General features: G+C 70.9%; 17 protein-coding genes and 1 pseudogene. 9 read left to right on the forward strand and 9 right to left on the reverse strand.

The features are described 5' to 3' along the window. Window positions 1–34: 34 nt before the first annotated feature. The 4 genes from ACIPY8_RS11680 to ACIPY8_RS11695 all read left to right on the forward strand — a co-directional run bounded on the left by ACIPY8_RS11680 (window position 35) and on the right by ACIPY8_RS11695 (window position 3908). Window positions 35–793, forward strand: coding sequence for an alpha/beta fold hydrolase (locus ACIPY8_RS11680; protein WP_400818239.1), 759 nt, complete (start codon window positions 35–37; stop codon window positions 791–793). After that, window positions 790–1962, forward strand: coding sequence for an acyl-CoA dehydrogenase family protein (locus ACIPY8_RS11685; protein ID WP_400818242.1), 1173 nt, complete (start codon window positions 790–792; stop codon window positions 1960–1962). Before ACIPY8_RS11680 ends, ACIPY8_RS11685 begins: the two co-directional genes overlap by 4 nt. An 87-nt stretch (window positions 1963–2049) precedes the next feature. Continuing rightward, window positions 2050–2517: an Lrp/AsnC family transcriptional regulator gene (locus ACIPY8_RS11690; protein WP_400818245.1), complete on the forward strand. Its 468-nt coding sequence runs from the start codon at window positions 2050–2052 to the stop codon at window positions 2515–2517. Next, window positions 2514–3908 carry an aspartate aminotransferase family protein gene (locus tag ACIPY8_RS11695; protein ID WP_400818247.1) on the forward strand — a complete coding sequence of 465 codons (1395 nt, stop codon included), beginning with the start codon at window positions 2514–2516 and terminating at the stop codon, window positions 3906–3908. The genes ACIPY8_RS11690 and ACIPY8_RS11695 overlap by 4 nt, the downstream gene beginning before the upstream one ends. Window positions 3909–3962: 54 nt before the next feature. Here the strand turns inward: ACIPY8_RS11695 and ACIPY8_RS11700 are convergent, their stop codons facing one another. After that, window positions 3963–5441 carry a PucR family transcriptional regulator ligand-binding domain-containing protein gene (locus ACIPY8_RS11700; RefSeq protein WP_400818249.1) on the reverse strand — a complete coding sequence of 493 codons (1479 nt, stop codon included), beginning with the start codon at window positions 5439–5441 and terminating at the stop codon, window positions 3963–3965. Between the two features lie 149 nt (window positions 5442–5590). Here ACIPY8_RS11700 and ACIPY8_RS11705 point away from each other — a divergent pair, with 149 nt between their 5' ends. Both ACIPY8_RS11705 and ACIPY8_RS11710 read left to right on the forward strand, forming a co-directional pair. Continuing rightward, on the forward strand, window positions 5591–7075 hold the full coding sequence (locus ACIPY8_RS11705; protein ID WP_400818251.1) for a CoA-acylating methylmalonate-semialdehyde dehydrogenase: 1485 nt from the start codon (window positions 5591–5593) through the stop codon (window positions 7073–7075). A gap of 20 nt (window positions 7076–7095) precedes the next feature. Then, complete coding sequence (locus ACIPY8_RS11710; protein WP_400818254.1) at window positions 7096–8484, forward strand: aspartate aminotransferase family protein; 1389 nt, start codon at window positions 7096–7098, stop codon at window positions 8482–8484. Between the two features lie 10 nt (window positions 8485–8494). On the opposite strand, the pseudogene ACIPY8_RS11715 reads toward ACIPY8_RS11710, so the two are convergent. The 5 genes and pseudogenes from ACIPY8_RS11715 to ACIPY8_RS11735 all read right to left on the reverse strand — a co-directional run bounded on the left by ACIPY8_RS11715 (window position 8495) and on the right by ACIPY8_RS11735 (window position 13533). Further along, window positions 8495–9224: pseudogene (locus tag ACIPY8_RS11715) on the reverse strand (FadR/GntR family transcriptional regulator). A gap of 33 nt (window positions 9225–9257) precedes the next feature. Beyond that, a complete protein-coding gene (locus ACIPY8_RS11720) occupies window positions 9258–10037 on the reverse strand; it encodes a 3-oxoacyl-ACP reductase (RefSeq protein WP_400818256.1) in 780 nt (259 codons plus the stop codon). Window positions 10038–10077: 40 nt separating this feature from the next. Then, window positions 10078–11436: an aldehyde dehydrogenase family protein gene (locus ACIPY8_RS11725; RefSeq protein WP_400818257.1), complete on the reverse strand. Its 1359-nt coding sequence runs from the start codon at window positions 11434–11436 to the stop codon at window positions 10078–10080. Beyond that, the gene (locus tag ACIPY8_RS11730; protein ID WP_400818259.1) at window positions 11433–12197 is read right to left on the reverse strand and encodes a gamma-glutamyl-gamma-aminobutyrate hydrolase family protein; all 765 of its coding nucleotides are present in this window, start codon (window positions 12195–12197) and stop codon (window positions 11433–11435) included. Before ACIPY8_RS11730 ends, ACIPY8_RS11725 begins: the two co-directional genes overlap by 4 nt. After that, the gene (locus ACIPY8_RS11735) at window positions 12178–13533 is read right to left on the reverse strand and encodes a glutamine synthetase family protein (RefSeq protein WP_400818261.1); all 1356 of its coding nucleotides are present in this window, start codon (window positions 13531–13533) and stop codon (window positions 12178–12180) included. The genes ACIPY8_RS11730 and ACIPY8_RS11735 overlap by 20 nt, the downstream gene beginning before the upstream one ends. 156 nt (window positions 13534–13689) lie before the next feature. On the opposite strand from ACIPY8_RS11735, the gene ACIPY8_RS11740 reads away from it, so the two are divergent. After that, the gene (locus ACIPY8_RS11740) at window positions 13690–15237 is read left to right on the forward strand and encodes an amino acid permease (RefSeq protein ID WP_400818263.1); all 1548 of its coding nucleotides are present in this window, start codon (window positions 13690–13692) and stop codon (window positions 15235–15237) included. Between the two features lie 30 nt (window positions 15238–15267). On the opposite strand, the gene ACIPY8_RS11745 is transcribed toward ACIPY8_RS11740, so the two are convergent. From ACIPY8_RS11745 to ACIPY8_RS11755, 3 genes are read right to left on the reverse strand one after another with little or no spacing between them, the layout of a single operon-like run. After that, window positions 15268–15540, reverse strand: a complete 273-nt coding sequence (locus ACIPY8_RS11745; protein WP_363369888.1) for a metal-sensitive transcriptional regulator — start codon at window positions 15538–15540, stop codon at window positions 15268–15270. Between the two features lie 36 nt (window positions 15541–15576). Continuing rightward, window positions 15577–15984 carry a type II toxin-antitoxin system VapC family toxin gene (locus ACIPY8_RS11750; RefSeq protein WP_400818265.1) on the reverse strand — a complete coding sequence of 136 codons (408 nt, stop codon included), beginning with the start codon at window positions 15982–15984 and terminating at the stop codon, window positions 15577–15579. A 3-nt stretch (window positions 15985–15987) separates the two neighbouring features. Continuing rightward, the gene (locus tag ACIPY8_RS11755) at window positions 15988–16272 is read right to left on the reverse strand and encodes a type II toxin-antitoxin system prevent-host-death family antitoxin (RefSeq protein ID WP_400818267.1); all 285 of its coding nucleotides are present in this window, start codon (window positions 16270–16272) and stop codon (window positions 15988–15990) included. 126 nt (window positions 16273–16398) lie between these two features. Here ACIPY8_RS11755 and ACIPY8_RS11760 point away from each other — a divergent pair, with 126 nt between their 5' ends. Together ACIPY8_RS11760 and ACIPY8_RS11765 are read left to right on the forward strand one after the other, a co-directional pair. Further along, the gene (locus ACIPY8_RS11760; protein ID WP_400818269.1) at window positions 16399–17676 is read left to right on the forward strand and encodes a DUF445 domain-containing protein; all 1278 of its coding nucleotides are present in this window, start codon (window positions 16399–16401) and stop codon (window positions 17674–17676) included. Window positions 17677–17692: 16 nt separating this feature from the next. Further along, window positions 17693–18607, forward strand: coding sequence for an agmatinase family protein (locus ACIPY8_RS11765; RefSeq protein ID WP_400818272.1), 915 nt, complete (start codon window positions 17693–17695; stop codon window positions 18605–18607). The last annotated feature ends 26 nt before the right edge of the window (window positions 18608–18633 follow it).

The following is an 18633-nucleotide window of genomic DNA, read 5'->3' on the forward strand; positions in this document are numbered from 1 at the left end:
GTACCGGGCGACCGCGCGGTCGTAGGCTGAGGGCATGCCCGCGCCGCTCACGCTCCCCCGTCTCTCCTGGGGCGATCCCTCATCCTCCCGCCGTGTCCTCCTCGTGCACGGACTCGGCTCGTCGGGTGCCCTGATGTGGCGTCTCGGCGATGCTCTCGCAGCCGACGGATGGCGGGCCACGGCGATCGACCTGCGCGGCCACGGAGACGCACCGCGCGCCCTCGACTACAGCGTGCAGGCGTACGGCGCCGACCTCGCGGCGACGCGACCCGACGGAGGAGGCCAGTGGGATGCCGTGGTCGGGCACTCCCTCGGCGGCGCATCCGCGACGGTCGCTGCCGCCTCCGACCCCGCCTGGACGCGCCGACTCGTGCTGCTCGACCCCGCGATCCTCGTGAGCGGCCGCGACGCGACCATCGTGCGGAAGAGCCAGGAGCGCGCGTTCGCCGACAACCGGGTGGAGCTGGTGCAGCGAGAGCATCCGCACTGGCACCCGCAGGACTGGGAGCTGAAGGTCGACGCGGTGCACCGCACGAGCGCCTGGGCGGTCGCGCAGACGAGCGTGCAGAACACGCCGTGGGACGTCACCGCCGAGGCCGCCGCCCTCACGGTCCCGACCCACGTGATCGGCGCCGATCCCGCGGTGTACAGCATCTTCACGGGCGAGGTCGCGGACGCGGTGCTCGCGGCGAACCCGCTCATCACGATGTCCGTGGTGGAGGGAGCGGGGCACTCGCTGCACCGCGACCGACCCGAGGACTCGATCCGGCATCTGACGGAGGCGCTCGCATGACCCCGTCCCGCGCCGCGTTCGATCCCTCGGCCTTCCTCCCCGACGACCTCCTGGAGCGGATCCGCGAGCGCGCGCCGATGCACGACCGCGAGAACACCTTCCCCGAGCAGGATCTCGCCGAGCTGCGCGAGGCCGGCTACCTGTCGATCCTCGTCCCCTCCGAACGGGGCGGCGCGGGACTCGGCCTCGCGGAGGCCGCGGTCCTGCAGCAGCGACTCGCCACGGCCGCGCCCGCGACCGCCCTCGCGATCAACATGCACCTCGTGTGGACGGGCGTCGCGAAGGTGTTCTCCGATCGCGGCGTCCCCGGACTCGAGTTCGTGCAGGACGGCGCGGTCGCCGGGGAGGTCTTCGCGTTCGGCATCAGCGAGGGCGGCAACGACCTCGTGCTGTTCGGCAGCGACACGACGGCCGAGCCCACGCCGGAGGGAGGCTACGCCTTCACCGGGACGAAGATCTTCACCTCCCTCGCCCCCGTGTGGACGCGGCTGGGGCTGCACGGACTCGACACGACGAGCCCGGATGCCCCGAAGCTCGTGTTCGCCTTCGTGCAGCGCACCGACGCGGTCGTCACGGGCGACGACTGGGACACGCTCGGCATGCGCGCGACGCAGAGCCGCACGACGCGCCTGCACGGCGCGACCGCGGATGCCGCCCACGTGGTGCGCCGCATCGACCCCGGTCCGAACCCCGACCCCATCGTGTTCGGGATCTTCTCGGTGTTCGAGATCCTGCTCGCCTCCGTCTACACGGGCATCGCCCGCCGGGCGCTCGACCTCGCCGTGCAGACCGCGCACACGCGCCGGTCCAAGAGGTCGGGGGCCGCGTACAGCCAGGACCCCGACATCCGCTGGCGCGTCGCGGACATGGGCCTCGCCTACGATGCCCTGCCGCCCCAGATCGCGGCCCTCGCGCGCGATGTCGACGAGAGCACCGACCACGGTGCCCGCTGGTTCACGCTGCTTTCGGGGGTCAAGCACCGCGCGATCACGATGGCGAAGCACGTCGTCGATCAGGCCATGCTCGTGGCGGGCGGCGGCTCCTATTTCTCCGCGAACGAGCTCTCCCGGTTGTACCGCGACGTGCTCGCGGGCGCGTTCCATCCGTCCGATCCCGAGTCGGCGCACTCGACCGCGGCGAGCGCATGGCTCGGACCGCTCGAACCCTGACCGCCGGCACCTCTGATTTCGAATCGTTGAATCAGCGGATCTGCGAAATCGGTTGCTGAGCGGCCGATCGGGTGCGAAGATCGCATCATGCCGTCGTCGAAGAAGCATCCTGTCCTGGACGATGTGTCGAAGACCATCGTCGAGCTGCTCCAGGAGGACGGCCGCCGGTCGTACTCCGACATCGGCCGGGCGGTCGGACTGAGTGAGGCCGCCGTGCGCCAGCGCGTGCAGCGCCTCACCGACGCCGGTGTCATGCAGATCGTCGCCGTGACCGATCCGATGCAGCTGGGCTTCCGCCGGCAGGCCATGATCGGCATCCGCGTCTCCGGTGACACCAGGGTCGTCGCCGAGGAGATCGCCGAGATCCCCGCGATCGACTACGTCGTGATCACGGTCGGCTCCTTCGACATCCTCGCCGAGGTCGTCTGCGAGGACGACGAGGATCTCCTCGCGCTGATCAACGACAGCATCCGGCCGATCGACGGCGTGCTGTCGACCGAGACCTTCATCTACGCCAAGCTGCAGAAGCAGCTCTACAACTGGGGGACCAGATGAGCACGAACCGCACCACCCCGTCCGAGCCCGAGCTCCAGGCGATGGCCAAGGACCACCTCTGGATGCACTTCACGCGGCAGTCGACGATGGAGAAGTCGGGCGTCCCGATCATCGTCAAGGGCGAGGGCCACCGCATCTGGGACGCCAAGGGCAAGGAGTACATCGACGGCCTGGCCGGGCTGTTCGTGGTGAACGCGGGGCACGGACGCCGCCGGCTCGCCGAGGCCGCGGCCGCGCAGGCCTCCGAGCTGTCGTTCTTCCCGCTGTGGTCGTACGCGCACCCCGCGGCGATCGAGCTCGCCGACCGCCTCGCCGACGAGGCGCCGGGCGACCTCAACCGCGTGTTCTTCTCGACGGGCGGCGGCGAAGCCGTGGAGACCGCGTTCAAGCTCGCGAAGCACTACTGGAAGCTGCAGGGCAAGCCCGCCAAGCACAAGGTCATCTCGCGCGCCGTCGCCTACCACGGCACTCCGCAGGGCGCGCTCGCGATCACCGGCATCCCCGCCATGAAGGCGATGTTCGAGCCCGTGACGCCCGGCGGCTTCCGGGTGCCGAACACGAACTTCTACCGCGCCGCCGAGATGGGCGGACCGAGCGACGACCTCGAGGCGTTCGGGCTCTGGGCCGCGAACCGCATCGAGGAGATGATCCTGTTCGAGGGGCCGGAGACGGTCGCCGCGGTGTTCCTCGAGCCGGTGCAGAACTCGGGCGGATGCTTCCCACCGCCTCCCGGCTACTTCGCCCGCGTGCGGGAGATCTGCGACCGGTACGACGTGCTGCTCGTGTCCGACGAGGTCATCTGCGCGTTCGGCCGCCTCGGTCATACGTTCGCGTGCACGGGCCTCGGCTACGTGCCCGACATGATCACGTGCGCCAAGGGCATGACCAGCGGCTACTCGCCGATCGGCGCGACCGTCGTCAGCGACCGCATCTACGAGCCGTTCTCGCACGGAGACCTCTCGTTCCCGCACGGGTACACGTTCGGCGGGCATCCGGTGTCGGCCGCGGTGGCCCTGGAGAACCTCGCGATCTTCGACGAGGAGGGGCTGAACGCCCACGTCCGGGAGAACTCGCCCCTGTTCCGCGCCGAGCTCGAGACACTGCTCGACCTCCCCCTCGTGGGCGATGTGCGCGGCGACGGCTACTTCTTCGGCATCGAGCTCGTGAAGGACAAGGCGACCAAGGAGACCTTCGACGACGACGAGTCCGAGCGGCTGCTGCGCGGCTTCCTCTCGTCCGCGCTGTTCGACGCCGGCCTGTACTGCCGCGCCGACGACCGCGGCGACCCCGTCATCCAGCTCGCTCCTCCCCTGACCATCGGACCCGCGGAGTTCCGCGAGATCGGTCAGATCCTCCGCGGCGTGCTCACCGAGGCGCAGGGCGTCCTGTAGCCCTGCACTCTCTGCCTCCCGCTCCCTCCCTCTCTTTTCCGTCGACGCCGTGGGTCAGGAGGTGAGGCGGCGTCGGGCGAGGAGCGCGAGGTGCAGGGCGGCGAGCGTCTCGCCGTCGTCGAGGTCGGCCTCGAGCAGATCGCCGATGAGTGCGAGCCGCTGATAGAAGACCGAGCGGGACAGGTGGCTCGCGGATGCGGCGGCCGAACGGTTCCCCGGATGCGCCAGCAGGGCGCCGAGCACGTCGAGCAGGTCGCCCCGTCGCTCGGCGTCGTATCGCACGAGCGGGGCGAGCATCCGCTGGCTGTGCTCGTGCAGACGGTGGTCGTCGCGCAGCGTGGCGACCAGGCGTTCGAGCGGCCGGTCGCCGACCCGGCGTACCCGGGCGCCCTCGTCTGCGCGGTCGCTGTCCGCGAGGTCGCGCGCGGCTCGGAGCGACGCCAGCAGGCCGAGCACGTCGTCGGCCGGCGGACCGAGGAACACCGCACGATCGGCGCCCGCGATGCGCAGCGCGGTGGCGTCGTCGAGCTCGATCGAGGGCGGCGCCGACAGCAGCGTGACGTCGTCCTCCCCCGCACGGGCCGCCACGACCGCGAAGCCGGCCTGCCTGGCGCGATACGCGAGCTCGCCGATCGACCCGGTGCCGCGGGCGACCATCCCATGACAGCGGCGCCCGCGCAGCTCGAACCCGCCGGCGCGCAGACGGGCGTCGATGTCGCCCGCATCCACGAACCGGGCACCGAGCAGATCGTCGATCACGGTGCGCTGCGCGAGCAACGACCACTCCGCGTCCCCGCCGTCGGCGATGCAGCCGAAAGCGAGAGCCGTCGCGCCCTGTTCGAGCGCGGTGAGGCGCCCGGCCGCCGATTCGGGGCCGGGCAGCGCCAGCAGAGTCCCCCAGCGCGAGCCTCGCGCCGCGACGGGCACCCGTTCCGCGGTCGCTCGCTGCGCCAGGACCCGCGGCACCGGCTCCCCCCGGTACTCCGCGGCGATGAGCTCCCCGGCGAGGTTCTCGAGCAGCACGGGCGCGTCGATCGCGCGGGCGGTCTCGGCGACGATCACATCCGCCGGCGCCCCCTGCAGGCTGAGCGCGGTGAACAGCTCGTGCAGGTGCTGCCGCTCACGCAGGGCCGCGGTCTGCGCCGCGATCAGCGCATGGTGCACGGCCTCGGTGACGGCGACGAACTTCACCTCGCGCGTGAGAGCGACGAGCGCGATCCCCTCTCGCGCGCAGACGTCGACCACCGCGTCGGGCACCGTCGGCTGCCTCGCACCGAGTTCGAGCACGATCCCCGCGATGCCCACCCCGCTCAACCGCGAGGCGAACTCGCGCAGCTGGCGCGGGTCGTCGGGCCACCCGGCGCCGGTCGTCAACAGCAGTTCCCCGCCGTCGAGGAGGCGCGCCACGCCGGGGCTGTCGGAGACGTGCACCCAGCGCACCGCCGCGTCCAGCGCCGCGCCGCCGACGACGATCTCGGGCTCCCCGCGGCGCATCGCGGGGGTGTCCACCACCTCGGCGACGGAGAGGAACACGGCGCCTCCCGGACGATCTGTCCGAGTATCCGTGAACTCGCGACGGTCTGCCACCTGAATCCGTCCTCTTCCTCTGTGAACATGGGATGAGACCAGCGTAGCGGGAGCCGGTCAGAGTGTCCGATCCCGCCAGACCTTCAAGGAGCAGCGTGGACATCGTCCGTCACGTCATCAACGGATCCGAGACCGCAGAGGCGGCCCGCACCGGCGAGGTCTTCGACCCGGCCACCGGCCGGGTGTCGAAGCACGTCGCCTTCGCCTCGACCGCCGAAGTCGATGAGGCGATCGCCGCCGCGGCCGCGGCCCTTCCCGCGTGGCGGGAGACGAGCGTCATCAAGCGCGCCGACGTCTTCTTCCGCCTCCGCCAACTGCTCAAGGACCGCACGCCGGAGCTCGCGGCGATCGTCACGAGCGAGCACGGCAAGGTTCTCTCGGATGCCGCCGGCGAGGTGTCCCGCGGCATCGAGAACGTCGAGTTCGCGGCGGGGCTCGTGCACCTCCTCAAGGGCGAGCGCAGCGAGCAGGTCGCGCGCGGGGTCGACGTCCACTCGGTCAAGCAGCCCGTCGGCGTGGTGGCCGCGATCACCCCCTTCAACTTCCCGGTCATGGTGCCGCTCTGGATGGTCGCCTCCGCGATCGCGTGCGGCAACACGGTCGTGCTCAAGCCCAGCGAGAAGGACCCGTCGGCCGCGGTCTGGCTCGCGAAGCTCTTCCTCGAGGCCGGCCTCCCCGAGGGCGTGCTCAACGTCGTGCACGGCGACAAGGAGGCCGTCGACGCGCTGCTCGACTCGCCGCGTGTGGACGCCGTGAGCTTCGTCGGCTCGACGCCGATCGCCCGATCGATCTACCAGCGCGCCTCGGCCGCCGGCAAGCGCGTGCAGGCTCTGGGCGGCGCCAAGAACCACATGGTCGTGATGCCGGACGCCGACATCGACGCCGCGGCCGACGCCGCCGTGTCCGCGGCCTACGGCTCGGCGGGCGAGCGCTGCATGGCCGTCTCGGTGCTCGTCGCGGTCGGCGACGTGGCCGACGACCTCGTCGCCGCGATCGCCACCCGCATCGCGGGGCTGACGATCGGCCCCGGCACCGAGGCCGCGAGCGAGATGGGACCGCTCATCACGCGCGAGCACCGCGACCGCGTCGCCTCCTACGTGACGGGCGCCGCGGCGGAGGGCGCGACGGTCGTCGTCGACGGCACCACGCAGCGGTTCGACTCCGACGGGTTCTTCGTCGGGGTGAGCCTGATCGACCGCGTCGCCCCGGGCATGAAGGTGTACGACGACGAGATCTTCGGCCCGGTGCTCGGCGTCGTGCGCGTCGAGACCTACGCCGAGGCGGTCGAGCTCGTGAACGCGAACGCGTACGGCAACGGCACGGCGATCTTCACGCGCGACGGCGGCACCGCCCGGCAGTACGAGTTCGACATCGAGGTCGGCATGGTCGGCGTGAACGTTCCGATCCCGGTGCCGATCGGCGCGTACTCGTTCGGCGGCTGGAAGGACTCCCTGTTCGGCGACTCGCACATCTACGGCCCCGAGTCCATCCACTTCTACACCCGCTCGAAGGTGGTCACGACCCGCTGGCCCGACCACACGCCGTCGCAGATCGACCTCGGCTTCCCGAGCAACCACTGACCGGAGATCGGAGACAGATCATGACCGGATTCACCGACCGCCACGGCGCCGTCCACTCCCTTCCCGCCCCCGAGGCCGAGGCGCAGGTGCGCGCCGACGACCGCGGCCACGTGTTCCACTCGTGGAGCGCGCAAGGCCTGATCGACCCGCTGCCCGTCGCCGCGGGTCAGGGCTCCACGTTCTGGGACTACGCCGGCAACGCCTACCTCGACTTCTCGAGCCAGCTCGTGAACCTCAACCTCGGGCACCAGCATCCCGACCTCGTGTCGGCGATCCAGCAGCAGGCCGGACGCCTCGCGACGATCCAGCCGTCGATGGCGAACGACGTGCGCGGCGAGCTCGCCCGCCTCATCGTCGAGGTCGCGCCCGAGGGCATGGAGAAGGTCTTCTTCACGAACGGCGGCGCCGAGGCCAACGAGTACGCCGTGCGCATGGCGCGGCAGACCACGGGGCGCCGTAAGGTCCTCTCGATGTACCGCAGCTACCACGGGTCGACCTCGACGGCGATCTCCCTCACGGGCGACCCCCGCCGCTGGGCGAACGACACGGTCGACTCGGGCGCGGTCCGCTTCTTCGGCCCCTACCTGTACCGCTCCCCGTTCCACTCCGAGACGATCGAGCAGGAGTCGGAGCGCGCGCTCGCGCACCTCGAGCAGACGATCCAGCTCGAGGGTCCGCACACGATCGCCGCGATCATCATCGAGACCGTGGTCGGCACGAACGGCGTGCTCGTCCCTCCGCCCGGATACCTGCAGGGCGTGCGCGAGCTGTGCGACCGCTACGGCATCGTCTACATCGCCGACGAGGTCATGGTCGGATTCGGCCGTCTGGGCGAGTGGTTCGGCGTCGACGCGTTCGACGCGCGTCCCGACCTCATCACCTTCGCGAAGGGCGTGAACTCGGGCTACGTGCCGCTCGGCGGCGTCGTGATCTCCGAGCGGATCGCGAAGGCGTTCGACACGACGCCGTTCGCGGGCGGGCTCACCTACTCGGGCCACCCCCTCGCGTGCGCGGCCGGTGTCGCCACGTTCGAGGTGTTCCGCCGCGACGGCATCCTCGAGCGCGTGCGCGACCTCGGCGCGCGCATCGTCGAGCCCACGCTGCGGTCGTGGGCCGAGCGCCACCCGAGCGTCGGCGAGGTGCGCGGACGCGGACTGTTCTGGGCCGTCGAGCTCGTCCGCGACCAGGAGACGCGCGAGCCGCTCGTGCCGTTCAACGCGAGCGGAGCGGATGCGGCGCCGATGGGCGCGTTCGCCGCTGCCGCGAAGAAGGGCGGCGTCTGGCCGTTCACGCACTTCCACCGGATGCACGTGGCGCCGCCGCTCGTGATCACGAAGGACGAGCTCGTGCGCGGCCTGGCCGTGCTCGACGACGCGCTCTCCGTCGCCGACGAGCACGCCGCAGGCTAGGTCGGCCCCGTCAGACGAGGAAGCCGCGCAGCAGGGGCTTCGGAGCCGGCGAGGTGGTCGCTCATGGCCGCCTCGGCGGCATCCGGCCTGCCCGCGAGGATCGCGGCCACGATGCGCTCGTGCTGCTCCCCCGAGTGCTGGATGTTGCGAGGCATGAGCGGGAAGGTGTCGAGCCAGACGTTGACCGACGCCCGGTTCTCGGCGACCAGCGCCACGAGCGAGGGGATGCCCGCGGCCTCGGCGATCGCGAGGTGCAGCAGCGTGTCGAGACGTCGGTACTCCTCCGGACCCGCGGGGAGCGCCGCCTCGTGCCGCGCCCACAGGTCGGCCCGCGTGGCGGCGTCGAGCGACCTGTTCGCCGCCGCCCGCACGGCGCCGGTCTCGAGCACGCGCCGGAGCCCCAGGACGTCGTCGATCTCGGCGGGCGGCACGGCTCCGGCATCCGAGGGCTGAGGCAGCGGGTCCGCCACGAACGTCCCGCCGTACCGACCGCGCTTGGGCACGAGGTACCCCGTGTCGGCGAGCTCGCGGATCGCCTCGCGCACGGTGTCGCGGCTCACCCCGAAGGAGGCGGCGAGCTCGCGCTCCGGGGGCAGCGACTCCCCCGGAGCGACGACGCCGAGCCGGATGGTCTGCACGAGCCGGGAGACCGCGTCCTCCAGCGCGTTGCCCCGCCGCAGCGGACGGTACACCGCCCTCCGCACCTCGACGAGGTCGCCGTCCGGATGCTGGTCGCTCATGCTCTCAGCCTGTCATCGCCCGATGTGCACGCCTCACAGCGGCGTGACGTAGGCGTTCGTGATGCCGCCGTCGACCACGAAGGCGCTCGCCGTGATGAACGAGGAGTCGTCCGAGGCGAGGAACGCGACGGCGGCGGCGAGCTCGGACGGCTCGGCGAAGCGCCCCATGGGCACGTGCACCAGACGACGCTGCGCGCGCTCCGGGTCCTTCGCGAAGAGCTCCTGCAGCAGCGGCGTGTTCACCGGCCCGGGGCACAGCGCGTTGACGCGCACGCCCTGGCGTGCGAACTGCACGCCGAGCTCGCGCGACATCGCCAGCACCCCGCCCTTCGACGCCGTGTAGCTGATCTGCGAGGTCGCCGAGCCGAGCAGGGCGACGAACGACGCCGTGTTGATGATCGACCCGCGGCCGGCGGGCACCATGTGCCGCAGCGCGGCGCGGCTGCACAGGTACACGCTCTTGAGGTTCACGTCCTGTACGCGATCCCACGCGGGAAGCTCGGTGGTCTCGATCGAGTCGTCGTCGGCGGGCGAGATGCCGGCGTTGTTGAACGCGATGTCGATGCGCCCGAACTCCGCGGCCACACCGTCGAACAGCGCGTTCACCTTCTCCTCGTCCGCGACGTCGACGGGGCGGAACGCGCCGCCCACCTCGGCGGCCGCCTTCTCGCCGGTCGCCGGGTCGACGTCGGCGATCACGACGAACGCGCCTTCGGCGGCGAAGCGCTGCGCTGTGGCGAAGCCGATGCCGCTCGCGCCTCCCGTGATGATCGCGACGCGGTCCTTCAGTCGCTGGGTCAGATCGATGGTCATGGTGTCTCCGTTGCTGGGTGGATCGAGGCGGATGCCGGGGTCAGTCGTCGGTCGCGAAGAAGACGTTCTTCGTCTCGGTGAAGTGCTCGGCCGCGTCGGGTCCGAGCTCGCGCCCGAGCCCCGACGCCTTCATGCCGCCGAAGGGCGTGGCGTAGCGCACCGAGGAGTGCGAGTTCACCGACAGCACCCCGCTCTGCACGCCGCGGGCCACACGCACCGCGCGACCGAGGTTCTGCGTCCACAGAGAGCCGGCGAGCCCGTAGACCGTGTCGTTCGCGAGGCGGATCGCGTCGGCCTCGTCGTCGAACGGCAGCACGGCCACCACCGGTCCGAACACCTCCTGCTGCGCGATGCGGTCGCCCGGGTTCGCGAGCACCACGGCCGGCGCGAACCAGAAGCCGTCGCCCTCGGGCGCCGTGCCGCGGAAGGCGATGTCGGCGCCGTCGAGGAACGACGAGACCGTGTCCCGGTGCCCGGCGGAGATGAGCGGTCCCATGTCGATGTCGGCGCTCGACGGGTCTCCCACGCGCCACGCGCGCACGGCCGGCTCGAGCAGCTCGAGGAACCGGTCGTACACCGAGCGCTGCACGAGCAGGCGACTGCGGGCGCAGCAGTCCTGGCCCGCGTTGTCGAACACCGACCCGGGCACGGCCGCCGCGGCCTTCTCGAGGTCGGCGTCGTCGAACACGATGTTCGCGCTCTTGCCGCCGAGTTCGAGCGTCACCGGCTTGAGCGCACGCGCGCATCCAGCCGCGACCTCGATGCCCACCTCGGTCGACCCGGTGAACACGACCTTGCGGACGTCCGGATGCTCCACGAGGCGCTGCCCGACGACCGAGCCCGAGCCCGTGACGACCTCGAACAGACCAGCGGGAAGGCCGGCCTCGAGCGCGAGCTCGCCGAGACGGATCGCCGTGAGCGGTGTGAGCTCCGCGGGCTTGAGGACCACGGCGTTCCCTGCGGCGAGCGCGGGCGCGAACGCCCACGACGCGATCGTCATGGGGAAGTTCCACGGCACGATCACGCCGACCACGCCGTACGGGTCGTGGAAGGTCACGTCGAGCCCGCCGGCGACCGGGATCTGCCGACCCGAGAGGCGCTCCGGATCGGCCGAGTAGTAGTTGAGCACCTGGGCGACATGCGCGGCCTCCCAGCGCGCCTGGCCGATCGGGTGGCCGGAGTTCAGCACCTCCAGCTGCGCGAGCTCCTCGGCGGCGCCCTCCACCGCCCGCGCGAACGAGCGCAGCGCATCGGCGCGCGCGACGGGAGCCAGGGCGGCCCAGCGGCGCTGCGCGACGACGGCGCGCGCGATCGCGGCATCCGTCTCGCCGACGTCGGCGCGGGCGATCTCGCGGACGGCCGCTCCGGTCGAGGGGTTGATCACGGTGAACGCGCTCATCGGGTGAGTTCCTTCCTGCCCGCGGCGAACGCGCGGGCCTGCGAGACGAGATCGGCGAAGAGACGCCGGTCCTCGGCGTTCTCCTCGGGGTGCCACTGGACGCCCACGACGTGGCCGTCGGCGGTGTCGACGAACGCCTGCACGAGGCCGTCGTCGGAGTGCGCGGCGGCGACGAGGCCGTCCCCGAGGCGGTCGATCCCCTGGTGGTGGTAGCTGTGCACGGTGACCTCGGTCTCCCCGATGATGCCGGCGAAGGGCGTGTCGCCCGAGATCCCGACCGCGTTCTCGGCGAACACGCCGCCGCCGATCCGGTACTTCTCGGTGCCGAGCGACTCGGGCAGGTGCTGCTGCAGCGTGCCTCCGCGTGCGACGTTCACGAGCTGCAGCCCGCGGCAGATGGCGAGCACGGGGATGCGACGGCGCTCCGCCGCCTGGAACAGCGCCATCTCCCACGCGTCGCGGTCGGTGCGGGCGGGATCGGTGAGCGGATGCCGCGCGTCGCCGTACAGCTCGGGCGCGACGTCGGCGCCTCCCGAGAGCACGAGGCCGTCCAGGCCCGCGATCGCCGCGTCGGCGGCATCCGGGTCCTGCGGCGGGAGCAGCAGCGCGATGCCGCCCGATGCGGTCACCCCGGTGAGGTACTGCTCCGGGAGGAACGCCGCGCGGACGTCCCACACCCCCTGCTGCGCACGCTCCAGATAGGTCGTGATGCCGATGATCGGGGCGCCGGAGCGCGCGGGGTCAGAGGCGTTCGAAACCACGGATGCGCTCCCAGTCGGTGACGGCGGCGTCGTACGCCTCGAGCTCGATGCGCGCCTGGTTGAGGTAGTGGTCCACGACGTCGTCGCCGAAGGCCCGGCGGGCGATCGTCGACTCGCTGAACAGCTGCGCCGCCTCGCGCAGGGTGGTCGGCAGGTGGTCGACCGCGTCCTCGTAGGCGTTGCCGGTGAAGCGCTCCGGGAGCGGCAGCTCGTTCTCGATGCCGTGCAGTCCCCCGGCGATGATCGCCGAGATCCCCAGGTACGGGTTCACGTCGCCGCCGGGGACCCGGTTCTCGACGCGCAGCGCGGAGCCCTGGCCGACCACGCGCAGCGCACAGGTGCGGTTGTCGATGCCCCAGGCGACGCCGGTGGGCGCGAAGCTGCCCTTCGCGAAGCGCTTGTACGAGTTGATGTTCGGCGCGTAGAGCAGCGTGAACTCGCGGAGGGTCGCGAGGATCCCGGCGATCCAGTGCTCCATGAGCGGGCTGAAGCCGTGCTCGCCGTCTCCCGCCATGACAGGCGTGCCGTCGTCAGCGCGCAGCGACAGGTGGATGTGGCAGCTGTTGCCTTCGCGCTCGTTGAACTTGGCCATGAACGTGATGGCCTGACCGTGGTTCCCCGCGATCTCCTTGGCGCCGTTCTTGTAGATCGCGTGCTGGTCGGCGGTCTCGCGCACCTCGGCGTAGCGGAACGCGATCTCCTGCTGTCCGAGGTTGCACTCGCCCTTGACGCCCTCGCAGTACATGCCGGCGCCGTCCATGCTGTTGCGGATGTCGCGCAGTAGCGGCTCGAGGCGCGTCGAGGCGAGCAGGTTGTAGTCGACGTTGTAGTCGGTCGCGGGGGTGAGCCCCTCGTACTTGCGCGCCCACGCGTCGCGGTACGTGTTGTCGAACACGATGAACTCCAGCTCGGTGCCCGAGAACGCGGTCCAGCCCCGCTCGGCGAGACGGTCGCGCTGCCGATCGAGGATCGCCCGCGGCGAGGGCCCGACGGGTTCGCCGTTCTGCCAGACGAGGTCGGCCATCACGAGCGCGGTGCCCTCGAGCCAGGGGACGCGTCGCAGCGTCTCGGCGTCGGGGCGCAGCACCATGTCGCCGTAGCCGCGGTCCCATCCGGACATCGCGTAGCCGTCGACCGTGTTCATGTCGACGTCGACGGACAGCAGGTAGTCGCAGGCCTCTGCGCCGTGATGCAGGATGTCCTCCTGGAACAGCCGTGCCGAGACGCGCTTTCCGACGAGCCTGCCCTGTGCATCCGCGAAGGCCACGATCACCGTGTCGATCTCACCGGCGGCGATGCCGGCGTCCAGCTGGTCGATGCTCAGATTGCCCGACATCCCACGCTCCGTTCTCCTGCGGTGAAGCGATCGGCCGACCGGCTTCGCCCTCAGAGTAGATCACCTCGTCGTTTAAAGGTAGACGAAACCACCATTGACTGTCACAATCATCCGCAAGGTGCACCCGGCGCCCCCACGCGAGCGAGCGGAGAACGGATGTCTGGTCAGAGCAGTGAGTCCCGCAAGGTCGCTGGGGCGACCTATACACGTGCCGGCAGCGAGTACTTCGAGAAACGGACGCTGAAGCGGTCGGCCGGCGTCTGGGGTCTGTGGGGCCTCGCGGTCGCCGCGGTCATCTCGGGCGACTTCTCGGGATGGAACTTCGGCATCGACTTCGCCGGCTTCGGCGGGATGCTGATCGCCTTCGTGATCCTCGTGATCATGTACTACGGCATGATCTTCGCGATCGGCGAGATGGCCGCCGCGATGCCGCACACCGGCGGCGCCTACTCCTTCGCGCGCTCCGCGATGGGCCCCTGGGGCGGTCTCGTCACGGGAGCGGCCGAGACCATCGAGTACGTCGCGACGACCGCCGTGATCGTCTACTTCTCGGCGTCCTATGCGAACGGCATCACGAGCGAGCTGCTCGGCCTCGAACTGCCCGGATGGGTCTGGTACCTCATCCTCTACGTCGTCTTCATCGCCCTGAACTCCGCCGGCGCCGCGATCTCGTTCCGCTTCGCGATCGTCGTGTCGGTGATCTCGATCGGCATCATCCTCGTGTTCTCCGCGATGGCGCTCTTCTCCGGCGCGTTCAGCTGGGATGCGCTGTGGGACATCGTCCCCGATGAGGGGCAGTCGACCTTCCTGCCGCACGGCGTGCTCCCAATCCTGTTCGCTCTGCCGTTCGCCATGTGGTTCTTCCTCGGCATCGAGGAGCTCCCGCTCGCCGCAGAAGAGTCGCACAACCCCACGAAGGACATCCCGAAGGCGGGATTCTGGGCGCGCGGCACCCTCATCGTCACCGGCCTCCTCGTGCTGTTCCTCAACACCGGAGTGATCGGCGCCGAGGCCACCGGCACGGCGGGCGAGCCGCTCCTCGACGGGTTCCGGGCGATCGTCGGCGACCAGCTCGCGGCCGTGCTCGCCCTGTTCGCGCTCATCGGCCTCCTCGCCTCGCTGCAGGGCATCATGTTCGCCTACGGCCGCAACATGTACTCGCTCTCCCGCGCCGGGTACTACCCGCGCTTCCTCTCGCTCACCGGCAAGCGCCAGACCCCGTGGGTCGCGCTCGTCGTCGGCGCGGCGATCGGCTTCATCGCGCTCATCGTGCTCGACGTGCTGGCGGCGCTCGACGCCGAGGGCGCGGGAACCGTCGCGGGCGCGATCGTGCTCAACATCGCGGTGTGGGGAGCTGTCGTCGCCTACGGGCTGCAGCTCGTGTCGTTCATCATCCTGCGCCGCAAGTTCCCGAACGTCGACCGCCCGTATCGCAGCCCGTGGGGCGTACCCGGCGCGGCGATCGCCCTCGTGATCGCGGCGTTGATCTTCGTGGGCTTCCTGCTCAACCCCACGTTCGGTCCTGCGATCATCGCGATCGCCATCGTCTACGTGATCATCCTGCTCGGATTCGGGTTGTTCTTCCGCCACCGCCTCGTGCTCTCCCCCGAGGAGGAGTACGCGCTGTCGGGCGGATCGCACGGCGACCCGCAGGCCGAGGGCTACGACGCCATGGAGGGCGAGGTGTTCGGCGGAGGACGATAGCTCCTCACCGCGGCGAGCGCGGCCGGGACGTCACTTGCTGCTGAAGTCGAACGCCTTCAGCAGCTCGTCGACGGCCTTGTCGCGCTCCTCGCCGCCCTCCTCGAACATGTGCGTCACGTGGGTGCGCAGATGGTTCTCGAGCAGCAACCGGTTGAGCGACTCCAGGGAGCGCTGGATCGCGCGGGACTGCGTGATGATGTCCATGCAGTACTCCTCGTTCTCGATCATCCGCGCGACGCCGCGCATCTGACCCTCGAGGATGCTGGTGCGGTGCAGCGCACGCTTCTTGATGTCTTCGATCACGCTTCGAGAGTACTCGCGCCGCGTGAGTCGACGCGCTCAGTCCTCGAACGGATTCAGGACCGTCAGCCCGGGGATGTCGAAGTCCCTGACGTTCCGCGTCACGAGCGTGAGGCCGTGGTGCAGGGCGGTCGCGGCGATCAGCGCATCGGAGAGCCGACGACGATCCGGCACCTGGAACGCGGCCGCCAGCAGCGCGATGTCTGCACCGATGTCGATCGCGGGGCCGGGCATCTCCCGCCTCACCGAGTCCAGCCAGCGCTTCAGCGACGTCGCGGCGACGGGGTCCCGCCGGCGAGACAGCAGCACCCACCGCTCGAGCTCGAGGTCGGTGATGACGCTGATTCGCAGCGAGGACCTCGGCGTCGAACGGAACCACCTCGCGACTCCCGGGTGCGGTCGCGGACGCCGCAGTTCGGAGACGATGTTCGTGTCGAGCAGGAACATCGATCAGAACTCGATCGGCGGACGACCGAAGTCGTTCTTCCGGTCGGCGATGATCTCGTCCATGATCTGGCCGAAGAGGTCCTCGGGATCCGCGTCTTCGGGGAGCGGCTCGATGAGGTCGAGGATCGAGCGGGGCGCCTCCGGAGACTCCGGCGGAGCGAGGCGTTCGTACTCTGCGATGTTGAGCAGGACATACGCCGGCTCGCCGCGCCGGGTGATCATCACGGGCTGATCGTCGGCGACGCGTTGGGCACGCGCGACCGACTGGTTGAACTCTCTCGCGGTCATGGTGAACACGATGCACCTCGATTCGGAATGTAGTGAGCGTACTACACAGGAGTTCGTGTCTGGCCGACGAGACGCGGGATGCCGGCACGGAGGCTCGCGGACAGCCGCGCGTGAAAGGATGACGTCATGCCGCGAACACCGATGGCGCTGCTCTCCCCCGCCGACCAGGAGCGACGCCTCGCGCTGCGTCGCATGAAGGCCGTGGCGCTCGGCGCCCTGATCTTCATGGCCGTGCTGTTCGTGATCGCGTTCTGGCTGCAGGAGCGTCAGCCGTGGCTGGGCTACGTGCGCGCCGCGGCCGAGGGCGGCATGGTCGGCGCCCTCGCGGACTGGTTCGCCGTCACCGCCCTGTTCCGCCGCCCGCTCGGGCTGCCCATCCCGCACACCGCGATCATCCCGAGCCGCAAGGACGAGATCGGTCGCTCGCTCGGCGAGTTCGTGGAGACGAACTTCCTCGAGGGCGAGGTCGTGCGCACCAAGCTCTCCAGCACCGCGATCGCGCAGCGCGCCGGTGAGTGGCTCCGCGAGCCCGCCCACGCCGAGCGCGTCGCCGCCGAGGGCTCGACCATCGCGACCGCCGTCCTCAACGCGCTCAGCGACGACGACGTGCGCGACCTCATCACCGACCTCGCGCGCGAGCACCTCGTCTCCCCCGAGTGGGGCCCGCCCGCCGGCGCCTGGCTCGAGAAGATCGTGGAGGCCGACGCACATCACGGCGCCGTCGACCTCGCCGCCGACAGCATCGGGCGCTGGCTCGACGCGAACGCCGCCTCGTTCTCCGGACTCATCTCCCGGCGCCTGCCCGGCTGGGTGCCCAAGCTCGCGCATCGCTTCGTCGACGACACGGCCTACAACGAGGCCGTCAAGTTCGTGCGAGCCGTGCAGGCAGATCCGCGGCATCCGGCCCGCCTCGCGGTCGACGGCTACCTGTCGCGCCTGGCCGACAGCCTGCAGCACGACCCTGCGACCCGCGCCAAGCTCGAGAACGCCAAGGCCTCTCTCTTCGACAGCCCCCGTGTGGGCGCCCTCGCCGCCGAGGCCTGGAACACCGCCAAGAACGGTCTGCTGACGGCTCTCGCCGACCCGCAGAGCGGACTGCGCACGCGTGCCGCCCAGGCTCTGCAGGAAGTCGGCGAGAGGCTGACCACGGATGCCGCGTTGCAGCGCCGCGTGGACACCTGGGTCTCCGACGCCGCGGTCTTCCTCGTCGACCGGTACCGGCACGACATCGCGTCGATCATCACCGACACGGTCGAGCGCTGGGACCCCGCCGAGACCACCGAGAAGATCGAGCTCATGGTCGGCCGCGACCTGCAGTACATCCGTCTCAACGGCACGGTCGTCGGCGCCCTCGCCGGTCTCGCGATCTTCACCGTCGCCCACGCCCTGATCCCCGGGGCCTGACACAGGAGGCACGCGCATGGCGCTCTCTCACGACCCGCTCTGGCCGCGCACCGGAAACTGGCCCGCTCCCGACGGCGAGGTCGACGCCGTGCTGCTCGGCGTGCCGACGTGGCGCACCTCGCTGTCGCCGACCGGCGCGCACGCGACTCCGGCGGCGATCCGCGAGGCGCTCCCCCGCTACGGCTCCACGCTCCTCGGGCCGCCGCGGATCGACCTCGACGAGGTCCTGCGGATCGCCGACGCGGGCGACGTGGTCGAGCCCGACGGCGACGAGGGCGAGGCTGCCGCCATCACGCGCGTGCGAGAGCTGTCCGATGCCTCTCGCCTCGTGATCGCGCTGGGCGGCGACAACTCCCTCACGTACCCGGTGGCCCTGGGCTCGCGTGCCACGGGACTGATCACGATCGACGCCCACTTCGACCTGCGCGACGGCGTCTCGAACGGCACCCCCGTGCGGCGTCTCGTCGAGGACGCTCCCGTCGCCGCCGCCGTCGGCACCGAGCGGATCGACCCGACCCGCATCGTGCAGATCGGGATCGCGGACTTCGCGAACTCCGCCGCCTACGCCCGCCGCGCCGCCGAGTGGGGCATCCGCGTGATCACCCTCGACGAGGTGCGTCGGCGCGGCATCGCCGACGTCGTCGCCGAGGCCCTGGAGATCGCGGGCGGCGGCAGCGACTCGCGCGTGCACCTCGACATCGACGTGGACGCGTGCGACCGCTCCGTCGCTCCCGGCTGCCCCGCGAGCGTCCCCGGCGGCTTCGCCGCGTGGGAGCTGCGCGCGCTCACGCGGGCGATCGCGACGGATCCGCGCATCGTGAGCGCCGACCTCGCCGAGGTGGACGCCACCGCGGATGCCGAGGACGCACGCACCGTCCGACTCGCCGCGCTGTGCGTGCTCGAGCTCCTCGCCGGCCTCGCCGCGCGCTGACCCGAGAGACGAGAAGGTCCCCCGGG

Origin of the sequence: Microbacterium sp. NPDC089696 (genome assembly GCF_044749125.1) — a bacterium.
GTDB lineage: Bacteria > Actinomycetota > Actinomycetes > Actinomycetales > Microbacteriaceae > Microbacterium.